The following is a 25718-nucleotide window of genomic DNA, read 5'->3' as shown; positions in this document are numbered from 1 at the left end:
AACCAGCCACCACACACAAAATGCGCGACAACCAGCAAATTCAACCAATCAAAAAACAATCGGTATCAACAAACTTGGCACACTATTGAGTTCTCAAACAACAGGAGCTACCGGCACCAAACACAACTAAACCGCTGCATTATCGCTCCGAAGCAACTTCTCAAGCTTACCCACACCAACCCGATCCTGCAAATCCATCCCCAGTCCCGCCACCAACCCCCAGAACACTCCAGGAACCAGCACCACAACCAGAACAAACCCACACAACCGACAACAAACAAGAAGCCCATCCCAACGCCATGCACAGCACACGCCGGAACAACTTCAACTCTGTAAGGGGGGTCGTCACCCACACCGGGGCAACTCCATAACTATACGACCACCCCACCCCCACCACCAAATCCACCCACACCCCCCACACCCCCCACACCCCCAAACACCGACCAGTACAGGCCAGCAGGCCCGCCTCGGTCCGGGCTGCTTCACCAGACCGCACAGTCCCACCGGAGCAAGTGCTGGTTGGCGCGGAGCCGACTCGTCCTAGCCCGCATCGGCCCGCGCAGAGCCACGTCGGGCGGGCACGGATCTGGGCAGTCTCGGTCAGGATACGTAGGCACAGAGCTGACTCGCCGCAGCTCGCGACGGCCCGCCGGTACCGAAGCACGCAAGCACCGAGCGACCTCGTCGGAGCCAGTATCTACTCTGCAAGGGGAGGTGGGCATCGAGCTGGGTCGCCGGAGCAGGGTCGCGAAAGCGCCCTGCTGCAAAGACGGGCAGGACGGCCCACACAGCGCAGCCGTGACAAGCACGACGAACCCGGCAAGCCCGACGAACGGACGAACCCGACGAACCAGACGAGTCCGACGACCGGACGAACTAGACAAGTCCGACGACCGGACGAGCCCGACCTACCCGACCTACCCGACGACACGACGGCGGACAGTGCAAGGACAAGGCGGGCGTCACGGACGAAGAAGGCCGGCACCTTCCCCACGGGGAGGTGCCGGCTCTACTCGTCGCCGCCGCCCTGTGCCACGTACGGCAAGTCCGGCCGAACGCGACCAAACCATCCTGACGGGTTGAGCGTCAGCCCGCGTCGACCATCGCCAGGTTGCGCTTGCCCCGGCGGAGGAGCAGGTAGCGCCCGTGCAGCAGGTGCGCCTCCCCCACCACATGATCCACATCCGAGATCTTCTGGTTGTTGACGTAGGCGCCTCCCTCCGCGACCGTGCGGCGCGCTGCGGAATTGCTGGCCGACAGCCCGGAGGCGACGAGGAGTTCGATGATGCCGAGGCAGTCGCGTTCGACAGTGACCGACTCGAGCTCGGCTGTCGCGGCCTGCAGGGTCGGGAGGTCGAGCGACGCGAGGTCGCCCTGACCGAACAGTGCTGCCGACGCCGCGATGACCTTGTCGGTGGCCTCGACCCCGTGCACCAGCGACGTGACATCGTAGGCCAGCGCCCGCTGCGCCTCCCGGGCATGCGGCCGCTCCGCCGTCGCGCGCTCCAGCTCCTCGATCTCCGCACGCGAGCGGAACGTGAAGATCCTGATCCGCTCCGCGACATCGGCGTCGGAGGTGTTCAGCCAGAACTGGAACATGGCGTACGGACTGGTCATCGTGGGATCCAGCCAGATGGCGTTCCCCTCGCTCTTCCCGAACTTGGTGCCGTCCGAGTTCGTGATCAGCGGCGTGCCGATCGCGTGGACGCCTCTCCCCTCGACCTTCCGGACCAGCTCCGTGCCGCTCGTCAGGTTGCCCCACTGGTCCGATCCACCCGTCTGCAGCACGCAGTCGTAGTCGCGGAAGAGCTGGAGGTAGTCCATGCCCTGCAGGATCTGGTAGCTGAACTCGCTGTAGCTGATGCCCTCGTCGGAGTTCAATCGCTTGGCGACCGTCTCCTTCTTGATCATGGTGCCGACGCGGAAGTACTTCCCGATGTCGCGGAGGAAATCGATGACGGACATCGGCCCGGTCCAGTCGAGGTTGTTGACCATCCGCGCGGCATTGTCACCCTCGAAGTCGAGGAAGCGCTGCACCTGCCCCTGGAGGTAGCCGACCCACTCGGAGACGGTCTCCTTGGTGTTCATCGTCCGTTCCGCCGTCGGCCGGGGGTCACCGACCAGGCCCGTGGATCCCCCGACCAGGCCCAGGGGACGGTGCCCCGCCAGCTGCAGACGGCGCATCGTGAGCAGCTGGACGAGATTGCCCAGGTGCAGGCTGGGCGCCGTGGGGTCGAACCCGCAGTAGAACGTGATGGGCGGACCGGCCAGCAGCTCCCTCAGTTCGCGCTCGTCCGTGGAGACATGGATCAGGCCCCGCCAGACGAGCTCGTCGTACACTCCGTCGAAGGACGGATCGTTGCGCTGGCCTGCGAGGCCACTGACCGGGGATTCTGTTTGCTGGGACACCCCACCAAATTATCAGTCGGCCATACCAGCGGGAATTCGGCCGGAGGAGATGACGCGCAGGCGCTGCGTGGGCCTCGTCATCGCGACGTACAGGTCCCCCACCCTCGCGCTGGCGGAGTCGAGCATCTCCTGCGGCTCGAGGATGACCACGCCGTCGAACTCCAGGCCCTTCGATTCGCGGGGACTGATGACCACGATGTCCTGGCCGGGCCCACCTGCGCCGGTCCCTACCCGATCCGCGTAGCCGGGTGCGAGCGCAGCGCGGACGCCGGGCACCAGGGCCTCGGGGGCGATGACCGCCAGAAGGCCGCCGTCGATCGCCGCGAGCTCCTCGGGCATGGCCCGCACCAGTGCGGGCAGCACCTCGGGAACGGTATCGAGCACCGGGGGGAACCTGCCCTCACGCACGGCCTTCGGTGCCGAGACCACGAGACCGGCGGCGTTGGCCATCCGCACGGCGGCTTCGGCGATCTGGGACGGCGTCCGGTAGTTGACCGTCAGCTCCTCCAGCTGCCAACGCTCCCCGACGAACGGTTCGAGCGCCTGATGCCACGAGCGCGAACCGGCGGCGGAGCTGGTCTGGGCGATGTCACCGACGATCGTGAAGGACTTCAGCGGGCAGCGGCGCATGAGCAGGCGCCACTGCATCGGGGACAGCTCCTGCGCCTCATCGACGACGATGTGCCCGTACGCCCAGGTGCGGTCGGTGGAGGCGCGATCGGCGGCGGACAGGCGCGTCGCGGACACGGCGTTGTGCTGCGCGAGGTCCTCCGCCGTCAGGACCCCGTCCACGCCGGAGTCCTCGAGGGAGGCGCTGACGTTCTCGAGGGCACGCTCGGCGTTGGCGAGGTCGCGCTTCTGCTCCTGCTCCCGGGCGGCGGTGTCGCGGCCCGCGGAGGCATCGAGATCCCCCAGCAGTTCGGCGGCCTCGTCGAGCAGCGGTACGTCTGCCTCGGTCCAGGGAGCATCGACGGGCCTCACTAGGGCAGCCCGCTCGGCCTCCGTCAGCCTGGGCGCCGCGGCGCGCAGCAGTTCCGGCCGCGCGAAGAGTTCCGAGACGAGCTTCTGCGGCGTGAGCGGCATCCACGCGAGATTCAGGGCGATCCGGACGTCCCTGGAACTGCGCACGTCCTCCGCGAGGTAGGAGCGGTCCGCGTTGTTGCCGCCGCCCGAGGACTCCTCGAGCTTGTCCAGCAGCTGCTCGGTGAGCTCCCGGAGCAGGATCTTCACGAAGGTCACCCGTGCCTCGTTGTGCGGCTTCCCGGTCGCGCGGGCACGCTCCCGCGCACGGCCCACCTGCCGGGGGGTGAGGGTCAGCATGGTCCCCTCGACGTTGAGGCGCTTGTTCTCGGCGGGCACCCGCTCACGGTTCGCGACGGCGCTGCGGATCACCCCGGCCATGTCGAGGCGGCCCTTGATGGCTGCTGCCTCCTCGCTCGTCTCCTGGACGGTGTGGACACCCGGCATCAGGGTGCCGATGCCGGCCATCACGACCCCGGTCTCACCGAGGGACGGAAGAACCCGCTCGATGTACTTCATGAAGGCGTCGGTGGGTCCGACGAGCAGGACGCCGGCGGACTTCAGCCGCTCGCGGTGCGTGTAGAGGAGATAGGCGGCACGGTGGAGCGCGACGGCGGTCTTGCCCGTACCCGGCCCGCCCTGCACCACGGTCACGCCCGGCAGGGGCGCGCGGATGATGCGGTCCTGCTCCGCCTGGATGGTGCCCACGATGTCCGACATCTGGCCGGTGCGGCGGGAGTTCAGGGCGGCGAGCAGGGCTCCCTCCCCCTGCAGCGAGTCGTCGTCGCCGAGGAGGTCCGCATCCAGGACGTCGTCCTCGATCGCGACGACGTCGCGCCGCGAGAGGATGAGGTGGCGGCGACGGCGGACGCCCATCCGCTCGAAGGCCGTGGCCTGGTAGAACGTGCCCGCTTCGGGTGCACGCCAGTCGACCATGAGCTGCCGGAGGTCGTCGTCGGACAGGCCGATGCGGCCGATGTAGCGCTTGTCGCCGCTGTCGAGGTCCAGGCGGCCGAACACGAGGCGGTCGTCGACGGCGTTCAGCTGGGCGAGACGATCCTCGTACATGGTGGCGAAGGCGTCGCGCTCCGAGCGGTTCTGGTGGGAGCCGGCCGCCTGGGTGCGCCGCACGTCGGCGAGCTGCTGCGCCTTCTCCGCCCGAAGATGATCGAGCCGGCGGTACAGGCCATCGACGTAGTCGCGCTCCGCGTCGAGTTCGACTCTCGCCTGGGGCGTCTCGGGCATCGGGAACTTCCTTCCATCACAAAGGCGGACCGTCAAGTCTAGCGCGGTGCGGGCGCCACGATCTCCAGCGCGTGAACGGTCCGTCCGGCGAGCTTCTCGCGCCCGCCGAGGCCGCCGAGTTCGAGGACCACTCCGCAGCCGACGACGGTTGCTCCCGCCTTGTCGAGCAACGCGCACGCCGCGACGAGCGTTCCGCCCGTCGCGAGGACGTCGTCGAGCACGAGCACGCGGGACCCTGCAGGCAGGTCCGACTGGTGGATCTCCAACGCTGCCTGGCCGTATTCGAGGTCGTAGGACTCCCGGTGCACGGCTCGCGGCAGCTTGCCCGCCTTACGGATGGTGACGACGCCGGTCCCCGTCGCGTACCCGACGGCGGCCGCCAGCAGGAAGCCGCGCGCCTCGACCCCGGCGACGGCGTCGAAGGTCCCGGCGAAGGACGCGGCGATCGCGTCGACGACGGCGCGGAAGCCCGACGCGTCCGCGAAGACGGGAGTGAGGTCGCGGAACATGATGCCCGCGGACGGGAAGTCGGGGACGACGACGGTGAGGCGGTCGATGGCCGTCACCGCACGATCCAGGAGGTACGTGCTCCCGGGGTCGGCGGCCGGTCGGGGTGCACTGGTTCCGCCGGTTTCGGCTCCGCTGATCGTCACGGATCAACCTTACGGGCTGCACGGGGCTTGCCCGGGCGGAACCGGGAGACCGTCGGCTCGCCCGGCAGCCAGAAGCGCCAGGGGTACTCCTCGGTCCCCGCGACGCCGCTGACACCGACGCGCGGGCCGCGCTCGAATCTGCCGGCAGGCTCCTGCGGCAGGTCCAGGCGGAACGGCTCCGCGAGCGCGTCGGCGCCGTCGAACCGGCGGTCCAGTCCCAGGGCCTGGGCGAGGCGTGCAGGCCCGCGTGCGAGGTCGAGATCCGACGCGGGGCGGGAGCGCCGTTCGCGGGCGACGTCGATACCCTCGACGATCTCGCCCGCGCGCAGCAGGAGCCCGGTGGCCCAGCCCTCGGTGCCGCACACGATGTTGGCGCAGTAGTGCATGCCGTAGGTGAAGTACACGTAGAGGTGGCCGGCAGGTCCGAACATCGTCGCGTTCCGGGCGGTCATCCCGCGGAAGGCATGCGAACCGGGATCGGCGTCCCCCAGGTACGCCTCCACCTCGGTGATCCGGACGGTGACGGCGCCCTCCTCCGACCGGTGGGTGAGGCAGGAGCCCAGGAGCCTAGGTGCGACGTCCAGTGCACTGCGGGCAAGTTCCGCCCGCGTCGCCGGGCCGGTGCTGCTCTCCTCGATCACGCTTCGACCGTAGCAAAGTCCCCGGATCCCGACCGCCGCCGCCGTGTCCGAATCCCGCTAGTTCCTGACCGTGACGGCTGTCAGGATGGCGGGTATGGACTTCTGGCAGCAGTACCGGGCGATCGATGCCCGCGACGCGCGCTTCGACGGGCAGTTCGTCACCGCGGTCTCGAGCACCGGCATCTACTGCCGTCCGTCCTGTCCCGCACGGACCCCGAAGCCCGTGAACGTGACGTTCTACCGCACCTCGGCAGCCGCCCACGACGCCGGGTACCGCGCCTGCAAGCGATGCCTCCCCGAAGCGGTTCCCGGCGATCCCGGATGGAACCTGCGGAACGACGCAGCGGCCCGTGCCATGCGCCTCATCACGGACGGGGAGGTGGACCGCACGGGCGTATCCGGCCTGGCAGCTCACCTCGGCTACTCCACACGGCACCTCAACCGGATCCTGACGGCGGAGCTCGGGGCCGGAGCCCTCGCCCTCGCCCGGGCACACCGAGCCCAGACAGCCCGAACCCTCCTCACCGGGTCCGCGCTCCGTCTCGCCGACGTCGCCTTCGCCTCCGGATTCGGCAGCATCCGCCAGTTCAACGACACCGTGCAGCAGGTCTTCGACCTCACCCCCCGGCAACTCCGCGACGCCGCGCGTGGACTCCCGGTCGAGGGGCCGGGTCCGCACGGGCCGGGCCGGGGCCCGGTCCGCCTGTCCCTCGCACTGCCGGTCCGCCCGCCGTACGACGACGGCATCTTCCGCTTCCTCGCCGCGCGGGCCGTGGCCGGCGTGGAACTCGGGACGGATTCCACCTACGAGCGGCTCCTGAGACTCCCGGCCGGACCGGCCTGGTTCCGCGCGGCACGGGTCGAGCACCGGACCGACGGCCGGGCCGTGCTCCCGGTGACGGTCTCGGTGACGGGGCTCGGTGACCTTCCCGCCCTCCTGGCGCGCATCCGGCGGCTCTTCGACCTCGACGCGGATCCTGTGGCCATCGACACGGCACTGACCGGAAGCCGAGCCTTCGCTCCCCTCGCCGCAGCGGCCCCGGGACTGCGCCTTCCCGGTTCCCTGGCTCCCCACGAGACGCTGGTCCGGGCGATCGCGGGGCAGCAGGTCACGGTCGCTGCAGCGACGACGGCCCTGGGGCGCCTCGCGGAGGCAGGTCAGCCCGTGCAGGTGCCGGGAACGACGCTGACACGGTACTTCCCCTCCGCCCAGGCCCTGGCGGACCGACCCGACCCCCTGTTGCGGGGACCACGCCGGCGGAACGACGCCCTGCGGGCCGCGGGCGTGAAGCTCGCGACAGGAGCACTGTCCTTCGGCGTCGGCTCCGATCCGGCAGACCTCCGCAGGGACCTCCTCACACTCGACGGCGTGGGGCCCTGGACCGCGGACTACGTCGGGATGCGCGTGCTGGGAGACCCGGACGTCCATCTGCTCGGCGACGCCGCCGTCCGCACGGGCTGGTCGCGGGTCCTCGCGTCGAACGCGACATCCGCGGGATCGGACACCTCCCTCGAGGAGGCGATGCTGGGGATCAGACCCTGGCGTTCCTACGCGACGCTCCACCTATGGCGTGTCGCTGCCGAACCTCGCGGCCGGGCAGCGGCGCCACCCCGGACCTCATCAGCTGCACCACGTACCCTGTTGGCACCCACCGAACGGACGATCTCCCCATGAGCACCCTCTCCCCCGCAGCACCCGCCGCCGCGGCGACAACCCCCGCTCCGACGCCGACGCCCGGCATCCCCCGACTGCAGGGAACGACGACGACCACCATCGACACCCCCGACGGCGCCTTCACCGTCATCGAGGCCGAGGGCGCGGTGCTCTCCTCGGGGTGGACGGACACCGCGGAGGACCTCGTGGGCCAGATCCATCCCACGATCAGGGCCACGGCCTTCGATCCGGCCGCATCGGCGCCAGCGCCTATCCTCGAGGCGGTAGAACGGTACTACGACGGCGACTTCGCAGCGATCGCCTCCGTGCGGGTCCGTCAGGCCTCCGGTCCGTTCCGCGTGCACGCCTGGGAGGTGCTGCGGACGGTCGAACCAGGCGCACCCGTGACCTACCTGCAGTACGCCGAGCGCGCCGGCAATCCGGCAGCCATACGCGCCGCTGCCGGCGCCTGCGCGAAGAACGCGGCGGCCCTCTTCGTCCCCTGCCACCGCATCATCCGCACGGATGGCACCCTCGGTGGATTCCGCTGGGGCCTCGCCGTGAAGCAGCGGCTGCTCGACCGCGAGGCGGGACGGCTTCCGCTCCCCTGATCCCCGCCACGCCGCGAATGCTCCGGCGAGCCGGTGTGCCCGGCGGGCCTCACCGGCGCGTGGGCGACGGCGTCGGGCCGTTGGCCCAGGCTCGGGTCCTGAGCGATTCCGTCAGGCGCCACCGTCACCGTCACCGTCAGGCGTGGGCGACGAGGCGCTGCCGGGCCGCCATGTCCCGGTACAGCTCGCTCGTCTCCAGCAGCTCCTGGTGGGTGCCCACCGCGGAGACCCGCCCCTGGTCCAGCACGACGATCTGGTCGAAGTCCGCGACCGTGGACAGGCGGTGCGCGACGACGACGACCGTGCGGTCCCGCGAGGCCTCCCCCAGCGTCTGCTGCAGCAGCTGCTCCGTCCGGGAGTCCACGGCCGACGTCGGCTCGTCCATCAGGAGGACGGGCCGATCCGCCAGGATCGTCCGCGCCCAGGCGAGCCGCTGGCGCTGGCCGCCGGACAGCCGGATGCCGTCCTCGCCGAGGTTCAGGTCGAGTCCGTCCTCGGACCGGTCACCGAGCGCATCCAGTCCGACGGCGGCGAGCACCCGGCGCAGCTCACCGTCCGGTGCGTCCGGGGCTGCGAGACGCAGGTTGTCCGCCAGCGTGCCGCTGAGCACGGGAGCTTCCTGCTCCACGAGGCCGATGCGAGCGCGCAGCTCGGAGCGCTCGAGGTCGCGGAGGGGGACGCCGTCGAGGCTGATGCCTCCCCCGTCCGGCTCGTAGAACCGCTCGAGCAGGGCGAGCACGGTGGACTTGCCGGCGCCCGAGGGGCCCACGAGGGCTGTCCGGCTCCCGGCAGGGACCGTGAAGCTCACGCCGTCGAGGACGAGCTGGGCGTCGTCGTGCAGCTCGCTCCGATCGGCGCCGCCGGTCGTCGCCGAACCGGGGGCACCGCCGGCACTGCCGCTCGCGGAAGGGCCGGCGGCGTCGTCCTCGGTCGCCGCATAGCGGAAGCTGACATCACGCAGCTCGATGGTGCCGCCGGTCCGCGCACCGGTGGCACCGGCGACAGTAGAACCGACGACAGCAGAACCGGCGACAGCAGAACCGACGACGGAACCGGCGACGGCTGCATCCTCGGTCAGGTGCTGCTCGTCCGCACGCTCGGGCTCGAGCCGGGCGATCTCCTGGATGCGGTCGAGCGCCGCGAGTCCCGACTGGATCTGCACGAAGGCGCCCATGGCCGAACCGATGGGCATGACGAGCAGGAACAGGTACAGGATGAAGGCGATGAGGTCCCCGAGCAGCAACTCTCCCGCGGCAACCCGGATGCCGCCGACCGCGAGGACCACGATGAAGGCGCCCTGGATGCAGATGGACATGATGGGCTGCACGGCGGCCTGCAGGCGGGCCATGGCGATGCCGGCGCGGAAGGCCTTCGTCGCCTCGACGTCGATGACCGCGGCCTCGCGCTCCTCGGCGACCGAGGCCTTGATGGTGCGGATGCCGGACAGTCCGCGCTCGACGGCGGCGGTCATCGAGCCGACGGCGTCCTGCACCGCGCGGCTGCGCGTGCGGATCAGGCGCCCGAGGAACAGGACGCCGCCGGCGCCGAGCAGCACGGCGGTCAGGGTGATACCGAAGAGCAGCGGGTCGATGAGCACCATCAGGACCACGGCGGCGCAGAACATGAGGATCGAGGACACGATCTCGAAGAGACCGGACGTGATGACGCTGCGCATCAGCGTGGTGTCGGATCCGACGCGGGAGATGAGGTCGCCGACGCGCCGCCGGTCGAATTCCCGGATGGGCAGTGCCAGGAGCTGCCCGACGAGCGAGCGCCGCACACCCAGCACCACCGACTCCGCGGTCCGCTGCAGCAGGTAGGACTGTGCCGCTCCGAAGACCGCTCCGCCCAGCGTGATGGCCACGAGGAACCAGACGAACACCGTGGCCGGCTCGCTCGCCGAGACGGCATTCACGAGCTGCTGCACCATCAGCGGCTGGGCGATCGAGAGGCCGGTCGAGACGAGGGAGACGACGGCGACCAGGACGAGGACACGGACGTGGCCCCGCAGGTAGGGGAAGAACTCCCGGAGGGTGGCGCGCTGGGTGGTGGTGTTCATAGCCACACAGTGCGCCGGACGGCCGGGCGAGTCAAAGCACTTCGCGACGGGCGTAGGAGGACGCGGGTCAGAGGGATGGCCGGTTCCGGTGTGTCCCCGCGGGGCACACACCGGAACCGGGCTGTCACCCGGCAGCGTAGGGCTGCACGTCCTCGAGCTCGGCCTTCAGCGCCGTCAGCTGGCGCCGGACCGCGGCCGGCGCGGTTCCGCCCTGGGCGTCGCGGCTGGCCAGCGATCCCTCGACGGTCAGCACCTCGCGGACCGCAGGGGTGAGGTGGTCCGAGATCCCCGCGAACTCCTCGTCCGTCAGATCCCACAGTTCGACGCCGCGCTGCTCGGCCACGCGCACCGCCGCACCGGACAGTTCGTGCGCCTCACGGAACGGCACCCCCTGGCGGACCAGCCACTCGGCGATGTCCGTCGCCAGCGCGAACCCCTGCGGTGCGAGGGAGGCCATGCGCTCCGTGTTGAACACGAGCGTCGCGATCATCCCGGAGACGGCGGGCAGCAGGACCTCGAGGGTGTCGATGGCGTCGAACACCGGCTCCTTGTCCTCCTGCAGGTCCCGGTTGTAGGCGAGGGGCATGCCCTTCAGTGTGGCCAGGAGACCCGTGAGGTCCCCGATGAGGCGTCCGGCCTTGCCGCGCGCCAGTTCGGCGACGTCGGGGTTCTTCTTCTGCGGCATGATCGACGACCCTGTGGAGAAGGCGTCGTCGAGCGTGACGAAGGAGAACTCCTTCGTGGCCCAGATGATGATCTCCTCGCTCACCCGCGACAGGTCGACGCCGATCATCGCCGACACCCACGCGAATTCCGCGTAGACGTCGCGCGATGCGGTGCCGTCGATCGAGTTGTGCGTGGCGGAGAAGAACCCGAGGTCGGCGGCCACGGCTTCGGGGTCGAGCCCCAGCGAGGATCCCGCGAGGGCCCCGGACCCGTAGGGCGAGACACCGGCGCGGCGGTCCCAGTCGGCGAGCCGCTGCACGTCGCGCAGCAGCGCCCACGCGTGGGCCAGCAGGTGGTGGCTGAGCAGGACGGGCTGGGCGTGCTGGAGGTGGGTGCGTCCGGGCATGGGCGCCTCGAGGTTCGCCTCCGCCTGGTCGACGAGCGCCGTGATGGTCGCGAGCACGCCCCGCGCGATGATCCGGGCGTGGTCGCGCAGGTACATCCGGCCGAGCGTCGCCACCTGGTCGTTCCGCGAGCGCCCCGCACGCAGCTTTCCACCGAGCGCCGGACCGGCACGCTCGATCAGGCCGCGCTCCAGGGAGCCGTGCACGTCCTCGTCGCTCTCCGCCGGGACGTAGGCGCCCGAGCGGACGTCGGCGTCGAGCCGGTCGAGGGCATCGAGCATCCCGGCGAGCTCCACGTCGTCGAGCAGTCCGGCACGGTGCAGCACGCGGGCATGGGCGCGGGAGCCCTCGATGTCGTACGTGGCCAGGCGCCAGTCGAAGTGCGTCGACTTGCTCAGCGCGGCGAGGGCGTCGGCGGGACCGCCGGCGAACCGGCCGCCCCACAGCGAACCCTCGTTCGTTCCCGAACGCCCCGCACGCCCGCTTCGCTCGGCCGGGGACCCCGGCGCTCGTGGCTCCGCCCGGTGCCCCCGCGGTCCGGCGGTCCCGCCGTCGTGCGCTGGCACCATCAGGCGCCTGCCTGCTGGTCCCGGCGCGACGCCACCTTGGACGACATCCCGAAGAGTTCGATGAAGCCGCGGGCCATCGACTGGTCGAAGGTGTCCCCCGAGTCGTAGGTGGCCAGGTTGAAGTCGTACAGGCCGACGTCGGAGCGGCGCCCCGTCACGGTGGCGCGGCCACCGTGCAGGTCCATGCGGATGTCTCCCGTCACGTACTTCTGGGTGTCGTCGATGAACGCGTTCAGCGAGCGCGTCAGCGGCGAGAACCACTGGCCGTCGTAGACCAGCTCGGTCCAGCGCTGGCCCACGGTCTTCTTGAAGCGGGCCTGCTCGCGCTCGATGGTGACGTTCTCCAGTTCGCGGTGGGCCGCGATGAGCGCCATGGCGCCGGGGGCCTCGTAGATCTCGCGGCTCTTGATGCCGACCAGGCGGTCCTCGACGATGTCGATGCGCCCCACGCCCTGGGCGCCCGCACGGCGGTTGAGTTCCTCGATGGCCTGCAGCGGGGTGACGGTGTTGCCGTCGATCGCCACCGGGATGCCCTCCTTGAAGGAGATGACGACCTCGTCCGCGGCGGGCGGGAACTCGGGCGACTCGGTGTAGTCGTAGACGTCCTTCGTGGGGCCGTTCCAGATGTCCTCGAGGAAGCCGGTCTCGACGGCGCGGCCCCAGACGTTCTGGTCGATCGAGAAGGGGTTCTTCTTGGTGGTCTCGATGGGCAGGCCCTTCTCCTCGGCGAAGGCGATGGCCTTGTCGCGGGTGAGTGCGAGGTCCCGTACGGGGGCGATGCACTTCAGGTCCGGACCGAGGGTCTGGATGCCGACCTCGAAGCGCACCTGGTCGTTGCCCTTGCCGGTGCAGCCGTGGGAGACGGTGGTGGCGCCGAACTTCCGCGCGGCTGCCACGAGGTGCTTGACGATGACCGGACGAGACACCGCGGAGACCAGCGGATACGCGTCCATGTACAGGGCGTTCGCCTTGAGCGCGGGCATGCAGTACTCGGTCGCGAACTCGTCGCGGGCGTCCGCCACGTAGGCCTCGACGGCGCCGCAGCCGAGCGCGCGCTGGCGGATGGTCTCGAGGGACTCGCCGCCCTGTCCGACGTCGACCGCCACGGCGATCACCTCGGCTCCGGTGGCTTCGGCGATCCAGCCGATGGCGACGGAGGTGTCGAGTCCGCCCGAGTAGGCGAGGACGATGCGTTCGGTCACGGGGATGTGCTCCTTCGGTTGTCCGGGCGGGGCCCGGAAGATCCTGGTGTGGGTGGTTTGTGCCGCTGCTGCCAGCGTAGCGGCGGGTGATCGGTGGGGCGGGGTCAGGCGGTCTCGGCGCTGCCCTGCGGCTCCTGCGCGAGGTTCAGGAAGCGTTCGGCGACGGCGGCCCCGCCGTCGACCTCCCGGCTGACGAGCATGACGGTGTCATCGCCCGCGATGGTGCCGAGGATGGACGGGATGACGGAGTGGTCGATCGCCAGGGCCAGGAAGTTCGCGGCTCCCGGTGGCGTCCGCAGGATCACGATGTTGCCGCTCGCCTCCGCCGTCACGAGCAGTTCGTTGCACAGCTTCGCGAGCCGCGCGTCGAGGATCTCCTGCGAGACCCCGCTCTGGACGTGCCGCCCGCCACCCTCGACCGGCACCGCGTACACGAGGGCGCCGTCGGCCCCGCGCACCCGGACCACGCCGAGTTCCACGAGGTCCCGCGACAGCGTGCCCTGGTTCACCTGGACGCCGTCGGCCGCGAGGAGCGTGGCCAGTTCGGCCTGGGAGCGGACGGGGTGCGCGGTCAGCAGGTCGGTGATCCGGGCGTGCCGGGCCGTCTTCGTGACGGGCCGGGCGGAGTCGCGCTGCACGGTCACGGTGTGGCCGCCGAGCGGGCGACGAGCCAGGTCATGAGCGCCTTCTGCGCGTGCAGCCGGTTCTCCGCCTCGTCCCAGACGAGCGACTGCGGGCCGTCGATGACGTCCGCCGCGATCTCGTAGCCGCGGTAGGCGGGGAGGCAGTGGAGCACGACGGCGTCGGGCGCGGCCTGCGCCATCGCGGCGGCGTCGACGGCGTAGGCCCGGAACAGCTCCTGCCGGGCGGCCTTCTCGTCCTCCTGGCCCATGGACACCCAGGTGTCGGTCGCGACGACGTCGGCCCCGGCGAGCGCGGCGGCGGCGTCGGTGGTGACGAGGACGGACCCGCCCGTCTCACGCGCCCGCTCCTCGGCGGCCGCGACGACGGCGGCCGCAGGAAGGTAGCCCTCCGGCCCCGCGATGCGCACGTGCATCCCTGCCGTGACGCCGGCGAGGAGATAGGAGTTCGCCATGTTGTTGGCGCCGTCCCCGAGGTAGGTCATGGTCAGCCCCGTCAGCTTCCCCTTGTGCTCGCGGATGGTGAGCAGGTCGGCGAGGAGCTGGCACGGGTGGTAGTCGTCGGACAGGGCGTTGATGACCGGGACGCTGGAGGCGGCCGCCATCTCCTCGAGCCCGGACTGCGCGTAGGTGCGCCAGACGATGGTCGCGACCATCCGTTCCAGGACCTTCGCCGTGTCGGTGATCGATTCCTTGTGCCCGAGCTGGGAGTCCCCCGCACCGATGATGAGGGGGACGCCGCCGAGGTCGGCGATGCCGGAGGCGAAGGACACCCGGGTACGCGTGGACGTCTTGTCGAAGATGACGGCGACCGTCTTCCGGCCCGCACCGCGGCCCGCGAAGGGGGCGTGCGCGTAGGGGTCCGCCTTCAGCTCGGCGGCGAGGTCCAGGACCTCCGCCTGCTCGGCCAGCGAGAGATCGGTGTCGACGAGGAAGTGGCGCGTCATGCTGGTGCCTCCTGGGATGTGCTGTCGGTCGACGGCCGGGCGGCGTCGAGGATGCCGGGGAGCGCGTCGAGGAAGCTCGCTGCCTGGTCCTCGGTGAGGATGAGGGGCGGCGCGAGCCGGATGGTCGCCGGGCCGGTCGCGTTGATGATGAACCCGGACTGCAGGGCGGCCTGCACGGCGGCCGGGGCATGGTCGCCGTCGAGGTCGAACCCGATGAGGAGTCCCTCGCCGCGCACCGCGACGACGCCCCGCGTGGCGGCGAGCCCGCGCCGCAGGAGGGCTCCGACGTGCACCGCGTCCTGCAGGGCACCCGTGGTCTCGAGGACGTGGAGCGTCGCGAGCCCGGCTGCCGTGGCCACCGGGTTGCCACCGAAGGTGGTGCCGTGCTGGCCCGCGGAGATGAGCGTCGAGACCGCCTCGCCGAACGTGACGAGCGCGCCGACGGGGAAGCCCCCACCGAGTCCCTTGGCGAGGGTCATGGCGTCGGGGACCACTCCCTCCACCCCTTGGTGCGCGAACCAGCGGCCGGTGCGGCCGATGCCGGACTGGACCTCGTCGAGGATCAGCAGGGCGCCGTGCTCGCGGGTGAGTTCACGCGCGGCGCGGAGGTATCCGGCGGACAGCGGGCGGACCCCGGCCTCACCCTGGATCGGTTCGACGACGAGGGCGGCCACGGTGTGGTCCATCGCCGCACGGAGGGCCTCGACGTCGTCGAACGGAAGATGCTCGACGCCGCCGGGCAGGGGCTCGAACGGCTCGCGGTAGGCCTTCTTCGACGTCAGCGCGAGGGCGCCCATGGTGCGGCCGTGGAAGGCGCCGTCGAGCGCCAGGATGCGGCGCCGCTCCGGCGTGCTGTTCCGGCGGGCCAGCTTGACGGCGGCCTCCAGCGCTTCCGCCCCGGAGTTGGTGAAGAACACGCGGGACCCCTCGGGGGCGTCGGCGAGCGCGAGGAGCTTCTCGGCGAGCGCCACCTGCGTGGGGCTGGTGAAGAAGTTCGAGATGTGACCGAGGGTCGCCAGCTGGCTCGAGATCACCGACGTGACGAACGGGTGGGCGTGACCGACGGCGTTGACGGCGATGCCGCCGAGCAGGTCGAGGTACCGGCTCCCGTCGGCGTCCCAGACGTAGCAGCCCGAGCCACGCACGAGCACGCGCTGCGGCGTCCCGAACACACCCATCAGGGAGCCGCTGTACCGGGCGAGCCAGTCGGCGCCGGAACTGCCGCCCGTGAGGACGCCGACCGCGTGACCGGCCGTCCCGGCGTCGATCCGGCCCGCCTCCGCGGGGACCGCATCGACCGGACCGGCGGCAGCGTGCCGGCCGTGCGCGGTGCCCACGGTGCCCTGCGTGCCTGTCGTCGTCCCGAAGTCCGTCATGGGGTTCCTTCCGTGGGTGCTGGGGTCTCGTCGGGGACCACCTGGGTGCCGATGCCCGCCGCGGTGAAGGTCTCCAGGAGCATCGAGTGGGCCAGCCGGCCGTCCACGATGTGCGCGCGTTCCACGCCGCCCTCGACGGCCTGCAGGCAGGCGGTCATCTTCGGGATCATGCCGGACTCCAGCGATGGCAGGAGCTCCCGGAGCCGGCCCGCCGACAGCGACGAGACGAGCGAACCGCGGTCGGGCCAGTCGGCGTAGAGCCCCTCGACGTCGGTGAGGATCACGAGCTTGGCTGCCCCGAGGGCCACGGCGAGCGCGGCAGCGGCGGAATCGGCGTTGACGTTGAGGACCTGCTGCGTCGGCTCGCCGTCGAGGTCGTACTCGGGCGCCACCGTGGAGATCACCGGGATGCGGCCGGCCTGCAGGATGTCGAGGATCGCGCCCGGATGGACGGCGGTGACCTCGCCGACCAGGCCGAGGTCCACGGGTTCGCCGTCGACCACCGTCCCGGTGCGCACGGCGCGCAGCAACCCGCCGTCCTCCCCGGAGAGGCCCACGGCGTACGGCCCGTGCGAGTTGATCAGGCCCACGAGCTCCCGGCCCACCTGTCCGGTGAGGACCATGCGGACCACGTCCATGGCTTCGGGCGTCGTGACGCGCAGGCCGCCCTTGAACTCGGATTCGATGCCCAGCTTCTGCAGCATCGCGTTGATCTGCGGTCCGCCGCCGTGGACGACGACCGGGCGGATACCCACATGGTGGAGGAAGACGATGTCCTCGGCGAAGGCCCGGCGCATGTCGTCGTCCACCATGGCGTTGCCGCCGTACTTGATCACCATCGTGGTCCCGGCGAACCGCTGGATCCAGGGCAGGGCCTCCATCAGCGTGGCGGCCTTGTCCTGCGCCCGCAGCGTCGACGCGGAGGGTCCGGTCGGGGGTGCGTCGGTCATGGTCCCTCCCATCAGCTCGAGTACGCCGAGTTCTCGTGCACGTACTCGTGCGTGAGGTCGTTGGTCCAGATGGTGGCGCCGGCCGATCCCGCTGCGAGGTCGATCTCGACGGCGACGTCCCGTCCGCTGAGGTCCACGAGGTCGCGCGGGTCGCCGATACCGCCGTTCCGGCAGATCTGGACGCCGTTCATGGAGACGTTGAGCTGGTCCGGCTCGAAGACGGCGTCGGTGGTGCCGACGGCGGCGAGGACCCGGCCCCAGTTCGGGTCGTTGCCGAAGATGGCGGTCTTGAAGAGGTTCGAGCGGGCGACGGCGCGGCTGACCACCTCGGCGTCCCGCTCGGTCGCGGCGTTGACCGTCGTGACGGCGATGGTGTGGCTCGCGCCCTCGGCGTCGTGGATGAGCTGCGCGGCGAGGTCGAGGCACACACCGGTCAGGGCCGCGGTGAACTGAGCCTGGTCGGGCGCGATCCCGGCGGCACCCGAGGCGAGGAGCACCACGGTGTCGTTCGTCGACATGCAGCCGTCGGCGTCGGTGCGGTCGAAGCTGACGCGCGTCGCCTCGCGGAGTGCCGCGTCCAGGGCCGTGGCGTCGAGCGCGGCGTCCGTGGTCATGACGACGAGCATCGTGGCGAGGCCGGGCGCGAGCATCCCTGCGCCCTTGGCCATCCCGCCGATGGCGTAGCCCTCGCTGGCGGTGTCGGCGGTCGCCGGGTAGCGGGCTTCCTTGGACACCGTGTCGGTGGTCATGATCGCCTCGGCGGCCGTGAGTCCGCCTCCCCTGCCGAGTGATCCGGCGGCGTCGGTGACACCGGCCAGGAGCTTCTCCATGGGCAGTTGCTCGCCGATGAGTCCGGTGGAGCACACGACGACGTCGGTGGCCGAGACGCCGAGGAGCTCGGCAGCCACCTCGGCGGTGCGGTGCGTGTTCTGGAAGCCCTCCGGCCCCGTGCAGGCGTTGGCACCGCCGGAATTGAGGACGACGGCGTCGGCGCGTCCGTCGGAGACCACCTGGCGTGACCAGAGGACGGGAGCGGCCACGACGCGGTTGGAGGTGAAGACCGCTGCCGCGTTGTGCAGCGGCCCGTCATTGACCACGAGGGCGATGTCGGGCTTGCCGGTGCTCTTGAGGCCGGCGGCGACGCCCGCGGCGCGGAACCCGCCCGGGTAGGTGATACTCACGGTGCGATCCCCTGGATGGTCAGGCCCCGGGTCTCGTCGAGACCGAGGGCGATGTTCATGGACTGCACGGCTCCGCCGGCGGTCCCCTTGGTGAGGTTGTCGATGACGCTGCTGACGATCATGCGGCCGGCGTGCGCGTCGAACGCGAGCTGGAGGTTCGCGTAGTTCGAGCCGAGGACCGACTTCGTGGCGGGCCACTGCCCCTCGGGGAGGATGCGCACGAACGGCTCGTCCGCGTAGGCCGCCTCCCATGCCTCACGCAGCTCGGCGTGGCCGACGCCGGGACGCACCTTCGCGGTCGCCGTCGTCAGGATGCCCCGGGCCATCGGTGCGAGGGTCGGCGTGAAGGACAGCGACACGCGCTCGCCGGCGGCGAGGCTGAGGCCCTGCTCCATCTCGGGGGTGTGGCGGTGGCCTCCCCCGACGCCGTAGGGGCTCATGCCGCCCATCACCTCGGAGCCGATCAGGTGGGGCTTCGCGGCCTTGCCCGCACCCGAGGTGCCCGATGCCGAGACGACGACGACGTCGTCGGGCTCGAGGAGGCCCGCGGCGAAGCCGGGGGTGAGGGCGAGGAGCACGCTCGTGGGATAGCAGCCGGGAACGGCGATGCGGCGCGCACCCTCGAGGGCGGCACGGTGTCCGGGCAACTCGGGCAGCCCGTACGGCCAGGTGCCCGCATGCACGGAACCGTAGAACTTCTCCCAGGCGGCGGGGTCCTGCAGGCGGTGGTCCGCCCCGGCGTCGATGACGAGCGTGTCCAGCGGGAGCTGCGCGGCGATCCCCGCGCTGGCACCGTGCGGCAGGGCGAGGAAGACGACGTCGTGCCCGGCGAGGACCTCGGGCGTCGTGTCCTGCAGGACGCGGTCGGCCAGGGAGTGCAGGTGGGGCTGGAGCGCGCCGAGGGCGGACCCGGCACTGCTGTGCGCGGTGATGGCTCCGACCTCGATGTCGGGATGGTTCGCGAGGAGGCGCAGGAGCTCTCCCCCGGCGTAGCCACTGGCGCCGGATACCGCTGCGGTGAACGTCATGCCCCAACCCTACAGCAAGGATATGCAGAGCTACACATAGTTATGCAGTCCCCCGGTCCGGTCTGCGGGAATAGCATGGGCAGACGCCACCGAAAGGATCAGCATCATGCCCTCAGCCATCGTCGTCCGGCAGGCAGGCGGACCGGAGGTCCTCGCCCTCGCCCCCGTGGACCGCCCGGAACCGGGTCCCGGCCAGCTCCTCGTGAAGGTCGCCGCCGCGGGGGTGAACTTCATCGAGACCTACCAGCGCAGCGGTGCCTACCCCGTCGAGCATCCCTTCACGCCGGGAGCCGAGGCAGCGGGCACCGTCGAGGCGCTCGGGGCTGACACCGAGGGCTTCGGGGTGGGCGACCACGTCGCCTTCGCCGAGGGGTCGGGCACCTACGCCGAATACGCCCTCGTCGACGCCGACCGCGCCCTCCCCGTGCCCGACGGCGTCGACCTCGAGACGGCCGCGGCACTGCCGCTGCAGGGGATGACCGCCCACTACCTCATCAACTCCACGTTCGAGGTGCGGCCCGAGCACGCCGTGCTGGTCCACGCGGGCGCAGGTGGCGTTGGCCTCCTGATCACGCAGCTCATCAAGGCCAAGGGCGCCCGCGTCATCGCTACCGTGTCCACGGCCGAGAAGGAGGAGCTGGCCCGCAGCGCCGGCGCCGACGAGGTACTGCGCTACGACGGCTTCGCGGATGCCGCGCGAGCCCTGACCGACGGTACGGGAGTGGACGTCGTTTACGACGGCGTCGGCAAGGACACCTTCGACGAGTCACTGCGCGCGCTGAGGATCCGCGGCACGCTGGTGCTCTACGGGGCGGCATCCGGCCCGGTCCCTCCGCTGGAGCTGCAGCGCCTCAACAGCGGGGGTTCGCTGTTCGTCACCCGCCCCACGCTGGTCCACCACCTGCTCACCCCGGAGGAACGGCGCTGGCGCTCCGAGGAGCTCTTCGGTGCCGTCGTCGCGGGCCATCTCGAGGTGCGCATCGGCGCCCGCTACCCCCTTGCGGACGCCGCACGCGCGCACGAGGACCTGCAGGGCCGCAGGACCACGGGGAAAGTGCTGCTGGTCCCCTGACCGGATTGTGTGTCCTGACGACGGAAGGCCCGCCCGCGTGAGCGTGGGCGGGCCTTCCGTCGTGCCGGTCGTGTCTCCCGGAGGTCAGCGCTGTACGGCTCCAAAGCGTTCCGCCGCGCCGGCGACGGCGCTGTCCCGCGCGGCGCTCGCCTCGTCCGCGGTCAGGGTCCGGTCGGGAGCACGGAAGCGCAGCGCGAAGGCCAGCGACTTGCTGCCCTCGCCGATGCCCGGGCCGGTGTAGACGTCGAACAGGCTGACGTCCTCGAGGAGTTCGCCCGCGCCCTCGCGCAGGGCCTCGAGCACGTCCCCCGCGACGACGGCGGCATCGACGACGAGCGCCACGTCCTGGGTCGCGGCAGGGTAGGTGGACAGCGGCCGGGCCACGATCACGTCGGCCGCGGCGTCGAACAGCAGGTCCACGTCGATCTCGAAGGCGACGGTCCGCGCCGGGAGGTCCTCCGCCGCGATGAGCTTCGGGTGCAGTTCGCCCGCGTACCCCAGCCGTTCCCCGCTGCGCAGCGAGAACTCCGCCGTACGGCCGGGGTGGAACGCCTGGTGGCTGCCCTGCCGGACCACGACGTCGACCCCGGTGACCTGCGCCATGAGGTGCACCGCGTCGACGGCATCGGCCCAGTCCCAGGCGCGGGGCGCCACTCCGGCCGACGGCGCCGCCTCGTGTCCGGTGAACAGGCCCGCCACGGTCTGCGGCTGGTCCGGGATCCCGGCGTACAGCGCGTCGAGGACGGCGTCGTCGGGCTTGATGCCCAGCGGCGGGATCGAGTCCGTGCCGAGCGGATCGCCGGGCAGGAACACCGCCCCCGCCTCGAACAGGGCGAGGTCCCGGAAGCCGCGCGAGTGGTTCCGCCGGGCGAGTTCGGCCAGGCCCGGCAGGATGGACCGGCGGAGGAACTTGAGTTCGGCGCTCAGCGGGTTGGCGAGCTTCACCGACGGTGCTCCCATGCCCTCCTCCGGCGCTCCGAACACGTCGTTGGACCGGGCGCTGACGAACGGGTAGGACAGCACCTCCGTGAGGCCTGCCGCCGCAAGGGCGTTCAGGAGCCGGCGCCGCTGCTGCTGGACGCGGGTCAGGCCGCGGCCGGGCGGGGCCACGGGCAGGCTCGACGGGATGGTGTCGTACCCGAGGAGGCGGATGATCTCCTCCGTGAGGTCCTCCCGTGTCTCGAGGTCGGAGCGCCAGCTCGGGGCGGTCACGCGGTAGCCGCCGTCGATGCGCTCGACCGCCGCGCCGAGATCGGTAAGCGTGCCGGTGATCTCGCCGTCGTCGAAGGGACGGCCGATCAGGCGCGCCGGGAAGTCGGCGGCCAACTCGATGACCCGCGGCTCCGGTGCCTGGCCGGCATCGGTCACGGCGTCGTCCACCGTTCCGCCCGCGAGGTCGAGGAGGAGCTCGACGGCGCGCTGCGCGGCGATGTCCGCCACGTGCCAGTCCACGCCGCGTTCGAAGCGCTTGGACGCCTCGGAGGGGAGCTTGTGGCGGCGGCGCGAGCGGCCGATACTGACGGCGTCGAAGTGCGCGGACTCGATCAGGACGTTGCGCGTGCCGTCGGTGACCTCGGTGGCGGCACCACCCATGACACCCGCGATGCCGATGGGGCCGGAGGCGTCCGTGACGAGGAGGTCCGCTGCGTCGAGCGTGCGCACCTTGTCGTCGAGCGTGCGGAGCGTCTCGCCGGCGGTGGCGCGCCGCACCACGATCTCGCCCGAGAGCGCGTCGAGGTCGTAGAAGTGCAGCGGCTGGCCGAGTTCGAGCATCACGTAGTTGGAGATGTCGACCACGAGCGAGATGGAGCGGATGCCCGCCAGGCGCAGGCGCGCCGACAACCAGGGCGGGGTGGGCCGGGTGGGGTCGATTCCGCGGACCGTCCGGGCCACGAACCGGTCGCAGCCGGGGACACCGTAGACGGGCGCACTGTCCTCGAGCCGCACCGGGTAGCCCTCGCCCGTGCCCGGCGGTACGACGACGGCGGCCGCCGGGTCCGTGAAGGCCGTTCCCGTGGCGTGGGCGTACTCGCGGGCCACACCGCGGATGGAGAAGCAGTACCCGCGGTCCGGGGTCACGTTGATCTCGGCGGCCTCGTCGTACAGCCCGAGCAGCTCCATGGCGTCGGTGCCGACCTCGGGATCGAGGCCCAGCGTCGAGAGCACGAGGATGCCGTCGTGGTCCTCGCCGATCCCGAGCTCGCGCACCGAGGCGATCATCCCGGCGGACACGTGCCCGTAGGTCTTGCGGGGGCTGATGCGGAAGTCGCCCGGCAGCACCGCGCCCGGCAGTGTGACCACCACCTTGTCGCCCTCGACGAAGTTGTGGGCGCCACAGACGATGCCCTGCACGCCGGAGGGGTCGATCCCGTCGCCGGTCAGTGCCTGCCCGGCACCCTCGGGTACCACGCGCACCTGGCACCAGTTGATGGTCTTCCCGTTGGACTGGGGTTCCTTGACCAGGCTGAGGACCTGCCCGACGACGATCGGTCCGGTCAGCTCGTCGGTGGGACGGTGGACGTCCTCCTCCTCGAGCCCGACCTTCACGAGCTCCGCCATGACGTCTTCCGCGGTGGCGTCCGCAGGTACGGCTGCGTACTCGCGCAGCCAGGAGAGTGGGACTCTCACTTAGATCTCCATCCCGAAGTGTTCGCTGAAACGTACATCGCCCTCGATCATGTCGCGCATGTCGACGACCTCGTTGCGGAACATGAGTGCCCGCTCGATCCCCATCCCGAAGGCGAAACCGGAGTACACGTCCGGGTCGATCCCGGTGGCCCTGAGCACGTTGGGGTTGACCATGCCGCAGCCGCCCCACTCGATCCAGCGCGGCCCGCCCTTGGCCCCCGGGTGCCAGATGTCGAGCTCCGCACTGGGTTCGGTGAAGGGGAAGAAGTTCGGCCGCAGCCGCACCCTGGCGTCGTCGCCGAACAGCTGCTGCGTGAAGTGCTCGAGCGTGCCGACGAGGTCCGCCATGGTGAGCCCCCTGTCGATCGCGAGGCCCTCGAACTGGTGGAAGACCGGCGTGTGCGTCGCGTCGAGCTCGTCGGTGCGGAACACCTTGCCCGGGCAGAGCACGTAGATAGGCAGCTCGCGCTCGAGCATGGACCGCACCTGGACCGGCGAGGTGTGCGTGCGCAGCACGAGGTGCGCTTCGGGTGGCTCCACGAAGAAGGTGTCCTGCATCTCGCGGGCGGGGTGGTCCGGCTTGAAGTTCAGGGCGTCGAAGTTGAACCACTCCGACTCCAGCTCGGGCCCCTCCGCGATCTCCCAGCCCATCCCGATGAACACGTCGCTGACGCGCTCCTGCAGGGTGGACAGCGGATGCCGGGCGCCGGTACGACGGCGGCGCGGCGCGGCCGTCACGTCGACGGCCTCCTCGACGAGGATGCGGGCGTCCCGTTCGGCCTCGAGCTCGGTGGCGCGTGCGGCGAGTGCCTGATTGATGCGCCCCCGGGCCGGACCGATGTTCTTGCCCGCCGCCGACTTCTGCTCCTTCGGCAGCGCGCCGATGCCGCGGTTGGCGAGGCTGAGGGGTGACTTCTCCCCCGTGTGGGCGATCCGTGCCGCCTTGAGTCCGTCGAGGTCTCCTGCCGCAGCGATGTCGGCGAGCGCGGCGTCCACGGCGGCGGCGACCGACGCGGCGTCCAGCGGATCGGGGACTCCAGCATCGGAGGCATCGGGGCCGGCGGGCCCGGCGTGCTCTGGGGTGTCGGACATATCGATTGCTACCTTGCACTCTCGCGACGTGCGGCGGGCGGCCTGCTCGGCCGGCCACGCCGTGGACAGGAAAACGCCGGGTCGCAGCGTGGGCGCACCGGCGGGTCAAGTCTAGGCGACCGGCTCGGCGGGCCCGCAACCGCATCACGCCCGGCCCGAGGCCAGCTCGTCCGACGTCGTCGGTGACCGGCTCTCGGGCCGCAGTACGATGTCGGCATGCACCGGAGCCTCGTGCCCGTCCTCAACTGGGTGAACCTGTCCACCCCGAGCGGCCTGGCCGTCGCCGTCCTGTCGGGCTGCAGGATCACCCGCGGTCCGCATGGCATCCTCCTCGCCGAGGGCTACCGGCGTCGCCTGCCCAGAGCCCGTGCATTCACCGTGGGCAGCGTCGTGCTGCTGCGCGGGCGGGTCCCCCAGGACGTGCCGGCGGGCTTCCAGCGCCTCCTCGAGCACGAGGCACGCCACTGCCGCCAGTACGCCGCCTTCCTCGGCCTGCCGTTCCTTCCCGCCTATCTGGTGGCCGCCGGGTACTCGCTCCTGCGGACGGGCGATCCGGCATCGCGCAACCCGTTCGAACGCGGGGCCGGACTGGCGGACGGCGGCTACCGCGAACAGCCGCTCCGTCCCGTCGCTGCCGCGGTCCGGGCCGCACTGGCCGCCAGGCGCGAGCCCCGGAAGCAGGACCCGGCGTCCTGAGCCCTGCACGGCAGCGGTGGTCCGCCGCGTGTCCTGCTCGGCCGGTCCCTGTGTCCCCGTCCTCCGGTCGCCCAGTCCCCCGGTCCCCCGGTCCCTCGGTCCCTCGGTCCCGCCATGGTCGTCACCGCGCCCGGGCCTGGTGCTCCGCACCGGCGGAGACCCGCACGTCCGTCGTCGTCGCGCCCGGGCCTGGTGCTCCGCGCCGGCGGAGACCCGCACGTCCGTCGTCGTCGCGCCCGGGCCTGGTACTCCGCACCGGCGGGGACCCGCACGTCCGTCGTCGTCGCGCCCGGGCCTAGTGCTCCGCGCCGGCGGAGACCCGCACGTCCCTCGACGTCCCCGCCGTCGTCGTCGCGATGGCCACGAGCGCGGCCGCCATGTCCTCGACCGGGAGCCGAGGGGCGCCGTTCGCCTCGCCCTGCTCCGTCGAGTACGGGACGTGGATGAAGCCGCCCCTCGTTCCGCTGCTTCCCGCGAGGCGGTGCATGAGCCCGTAGAAGATGTGGTTGCAGACGTAGGTCCCGGCGGTCTGCGAGACCTCCACCGGGACGCCGAGCGCCGCCACCGCCTCGCGGCACGCCTTGATCGGCAGGGTGGAGAAGTAGGCGGCGGGACCGCCCGGCTCCACCGCCTCATCGACCGGCTGACGGCCCGCGTTGTCCGGGATGCGAGCATCATCGACGTTGATGGCGACACGCTCGATGGAGACGCGCTCGCGGCCGCCGGCCTGCCCGACGCAGAGGACGACGTCCGGCCGATGGCGATCCATCGCCTCCGCCAGCGCATCGACGCTGCGGCCGAAGACGCACGGCACCTCGACGGCGGCGGCGTCCAGACCCTGCTCGCGCAGCAGCGACGTCGCGCGCCGGGCGGCGAGCCAGGACGGGTTGGTCGCTTCTCCCCCGAAGGGTTCGAAGCCGGTGAGGAGGATCATCGGACAAGCCTAGGCCAGCCATCGGATGACAGGTCATTAG

20 protein-coding genes are annotated in these 25718 nt (G+C 71.2%); 4 read left to right on the top strand and 16 right to left on the bottom strand.

Translation table 11 applies throughout. The annotated features are described in order from the left end of the window. Window positions 1-1086: 1086 nt before the first annotated feature. The 4 genes from tyrS to FNH21_RS14455 form a co-directional block, all read right to left on the bottom strand. Window positions 1087-2409, bottom strand: coding sequence for a tyrosine--tRNA ligase (gene tyrS, locus FNH21_RS14470; RefSeq protein ID WP_191932011.1), 1323 nt, complete (start codon window positions 2407-2409; stop codon window positions 1087-1089). Window positions 2410-2421: 12 nt separating this feature from the next. After that, complete coding sequence (locus FNH21_RS14465) at window positions 2422-4674, bottom strand: HelD family protein (protein WP_152816742.1); 2253 nt, start codon at window positions 4672-4674, stop codon at window positions 2422-2424. 38 nt (window positions 4675-4712) lie between these two features. Continuing rightward, on the bottom strand, window positions 4713-5183 hold the full coding sequence (locus tag FNH21_RS14460; RefSeq protein ID WP_241743288.1) for an adenine phosphoribosyltransferase: 471 nt from the start codon (window positions 5181-5183) through the stop codon (window positions 4713-4715). A gap of 140 nt (window positions 5184-5323) precedes the next feature. Next, window positions 5324-5968, bottom strand: a complete 645-nt coding sequence (locus tag FNH21_RS14455) for a DNA-3-methyladenine glycosylase (protein ID WP_422108789.1) — start codon at window positions 5966-5968, stop codon at window positions 5324-5326. Window positions 5969-6062: 94 nt separating this feature from the next. On the opposite strand from FNH21_RS14455, the gene FNH21_RS14450 reads away from it, so the two are divergent. Further along, complete coding sequence (locus FNH21_RS14450; protein ID WP_152816792.1) at window positions 6063-7643, top strand: AlkA N-terminal domain-containing protein; 1581 nt, start codon at window positions 6063-6065, stop codon at window positions 7641-7643. Then, complete coding sequence (locus FNH21_RS14445; RefSeq protein WP_152816741.1) at window positions 7640-8233, top strand: methylated-DNA--[protein]-cysteine S-methyltransferase; 594 nt, start codon at window positions 7640-7642, stop codon at window positions 8231-8233. Before FNH21_RS14450 ends, FNH21_RS14445 begins: the two co-directional genes overlap by 4 nt. A 136-nt stretch (window positions 8234-8369) precedes the next feature. Here the strand turns inward: FNH21_RS14445 and FNH21_RS14440 are convergent, their stop codons facing one another. The 9 genes from FNH21_RS14440 to argC form a co-directional block, all read right to left on the bottom strand. Further along, window positions 8370-10292 (bottom strand): ABC transporter ATP-binding protein, encoded by a 1923-nt coding sequence (locus FNH21_RS14440; protein WP_152816740.1) that lies wholly within the window; start codon window positions 10290-10292, stop codon window positions 8370-8372. Window positions 10293-10416: 124 nt separating this feature from the next. Beyond that, a complete protein-coding gene (argH, locus tag FNH21_RS14435; RefSeq protein ID WP_152816739.1) occupies window positions 10417-11931 on the bottom strand; it encodes an argininosuccinate lyase in 1515 nt (504 codons plus the stop codon). Further along, the gene (locus FNH21_RS14430; RefSeq protein ID WP_191932010.1) at window positions 11931-13133 is read right to left on the bottom strand and encodes an argininosuccinate synthase; all 1203 of its coding nucleotides are present in this window, start codon (window positions 13131-13133) and stop codon (window positions 11931-11933) included. The genes argH and FNH21_RS14430 overlap by 1 nt, the downstream gene beginning before the upstream one ends. A 104-nt stretch (window positions 13134-13237) precedes the next feature. Further along, on the bottom strand, window positions 13238-13771 hold the full coding sequence (locus tag FNH21_RS14425; protein WP_235498989.1) for an arginine repressor: 534 nt from the start codon (window positions 13769-13771) through the stop codon (window positions 13238-13240). Between the two features lie 2 nt (window positions 13772-13773). Next, on the bottom strand, window positions 13774-14721 hold the full coding sequence (gene argF / locus FNH21_RS14420) for an ornithine carbamoyltransferase (protein WP_152816737.1): 948 nt from the start codon (window positions 14719-14721) through the stop codon (window positions 13774-13776). Then, the gene (locus FNH21_RS14415) at window positions 14718-16097 is read right to left on the bottom strand and encodes an acetylornithine transaminase (protein WP_152816736.1); all 1380 of its coding nucleotides are present in this window, start codon (window positions 16095-16097) and stop codon (window positions 14718-14720) included. The genes argF and FNH21_RS14415 overlap by 4 nt, the downstream gene beginning before the upstream one ends. Further along, on the bottom strand, window positions 16094-17047 hold the full coding sequence (argB, locus tag FNH21_RS14410; protein WP_152816735.1) for an acetylglutamate kinase: 954 nt from the start codon (window positions 17045-17047) through the stop codon (window positions 16094-16096). The genes FNH21_RS14415 and argB overlap by 4 nt, the downstream gene beginning before the upstream one ends. A gap of 11 nt (window positions 17048-17058) precedes the next feature. After that, window positions 17059-18228, bottom strand: coding sequence for a bifunctional glutamate N-acetyltransferase/amino-acid acetyltransferase ArgJ (gene argJ / locus FNH21_RS14405; RefSeq protein ID WP_191932009.1), 1170 nt, complete (start codon window positions 18226-18228; stop codon window positions 17059-17061). Continuing rightward, window positions 18225-19256 (bottom strand): N-acetyl-gamma-glutamyl-phosphate reductase, encoded by a 1032-nt coding sequence (gene argC, locus FNH21_RS14400; RefSeq protein ID WP_152816734.1) that lies wholly within the window; start codon window positions 19254-19256, stop codon window positions 18225-18227. The genes argJ and argC overlap by 4 nt, the downstream gene beginning before the upstream one ends. A 106-nt stretch (window positions 19257-19362) precedes the next feature. Here argC and FNH21_RS14395 point away from each other — a divergent pair, with 106 nt between their 5' ends. Further along, a complete protein-coding gene (locus FNH21_RS14395; protein WP_152816733.1) occupies window positions 19363-20328 on the top strand; it encodes a quinone oxidoreductase family protein in 966 nt (321 codons plus the stop codon). A gap of 84 nt (window positions 20329-20412) precedes the next feature. On the opposite strand, the gene pheT is transcribed toward FNH21_RS14395, so the two are convergent. Both pheT and pheS read right to left on the bottom strand, forming a co-directional pair. Next, window positions 20413-22956 (bottom strand): phenylalanine--tRNA ligase subunit beta, encoded by a 2544-nt coding sequence (pheT, locus tag FNH21_RS14390; RefSeq protein ID WP_191932008.1) that lies wholly within the window; start codon window positions 22954-22956, stop codon window positions 20413-20415. Continuing rightward, window positions 22957-24048 (bottom strand): phenylalanine--tRNA ligase subunit alpha, encoded by a 1092-nt coding sequence (gene pheS / locus FNH21_RS14385; RefSeq protein WP_152816732.1) that lies wholly within the window; start codon window positions 24046-24048, stop codon window positions 22957-22959. Between the two features lie 216 nt (window positions 24049-24264). On the opposite strand from pheS, the gene FNH21_RS14380 reads away from it, so the two are divergent. Further along, the gene (locus tag FNH21_RS14380) at window positions 24265-24744 is read left to right on the top strand and encodes an eCIS core domain-containing protein (RefSeq protein ID WP_152816731.1); all 480 of its coding nucleotides are present in this window, start codon (window positions 24265-24267) and stop codon (window positions 24742-24744) included. A gap of 295 nt (window positions 24745-25039) precedes the next feature. Here FNH21_RS14380 and pcp read toward each other — a convergent pair whose 3' ends face one another. Next, window positions 25040-25678: a pyroglutamyl-peptidase I gene (gene pcp, locus FNH21_RS14375; protein ID WP_152816730.1), complete on the bottom strand. Its 639-nt coding sequence runs from the start codon at window positions 25676-25678 to the stop codon at window positions 25040-25042. Between the last annotated feature and the right edge of the window lie 40 nt (window positions 25679-25718).

Source organism: Arthrobacter bussei (assembly GCF_009377195.2).
In the GTDB taxonomy this organism is placed as follows: Bacteria; Actinomycetota; Actinomycetes; order Actinomycetales; family Micrococcaceae; genus Arthrobacter_D; species Arthrobacter_D bussei.
This window is presented reverse-complemented; position numbering and strand designations above follow the sequence as displayed.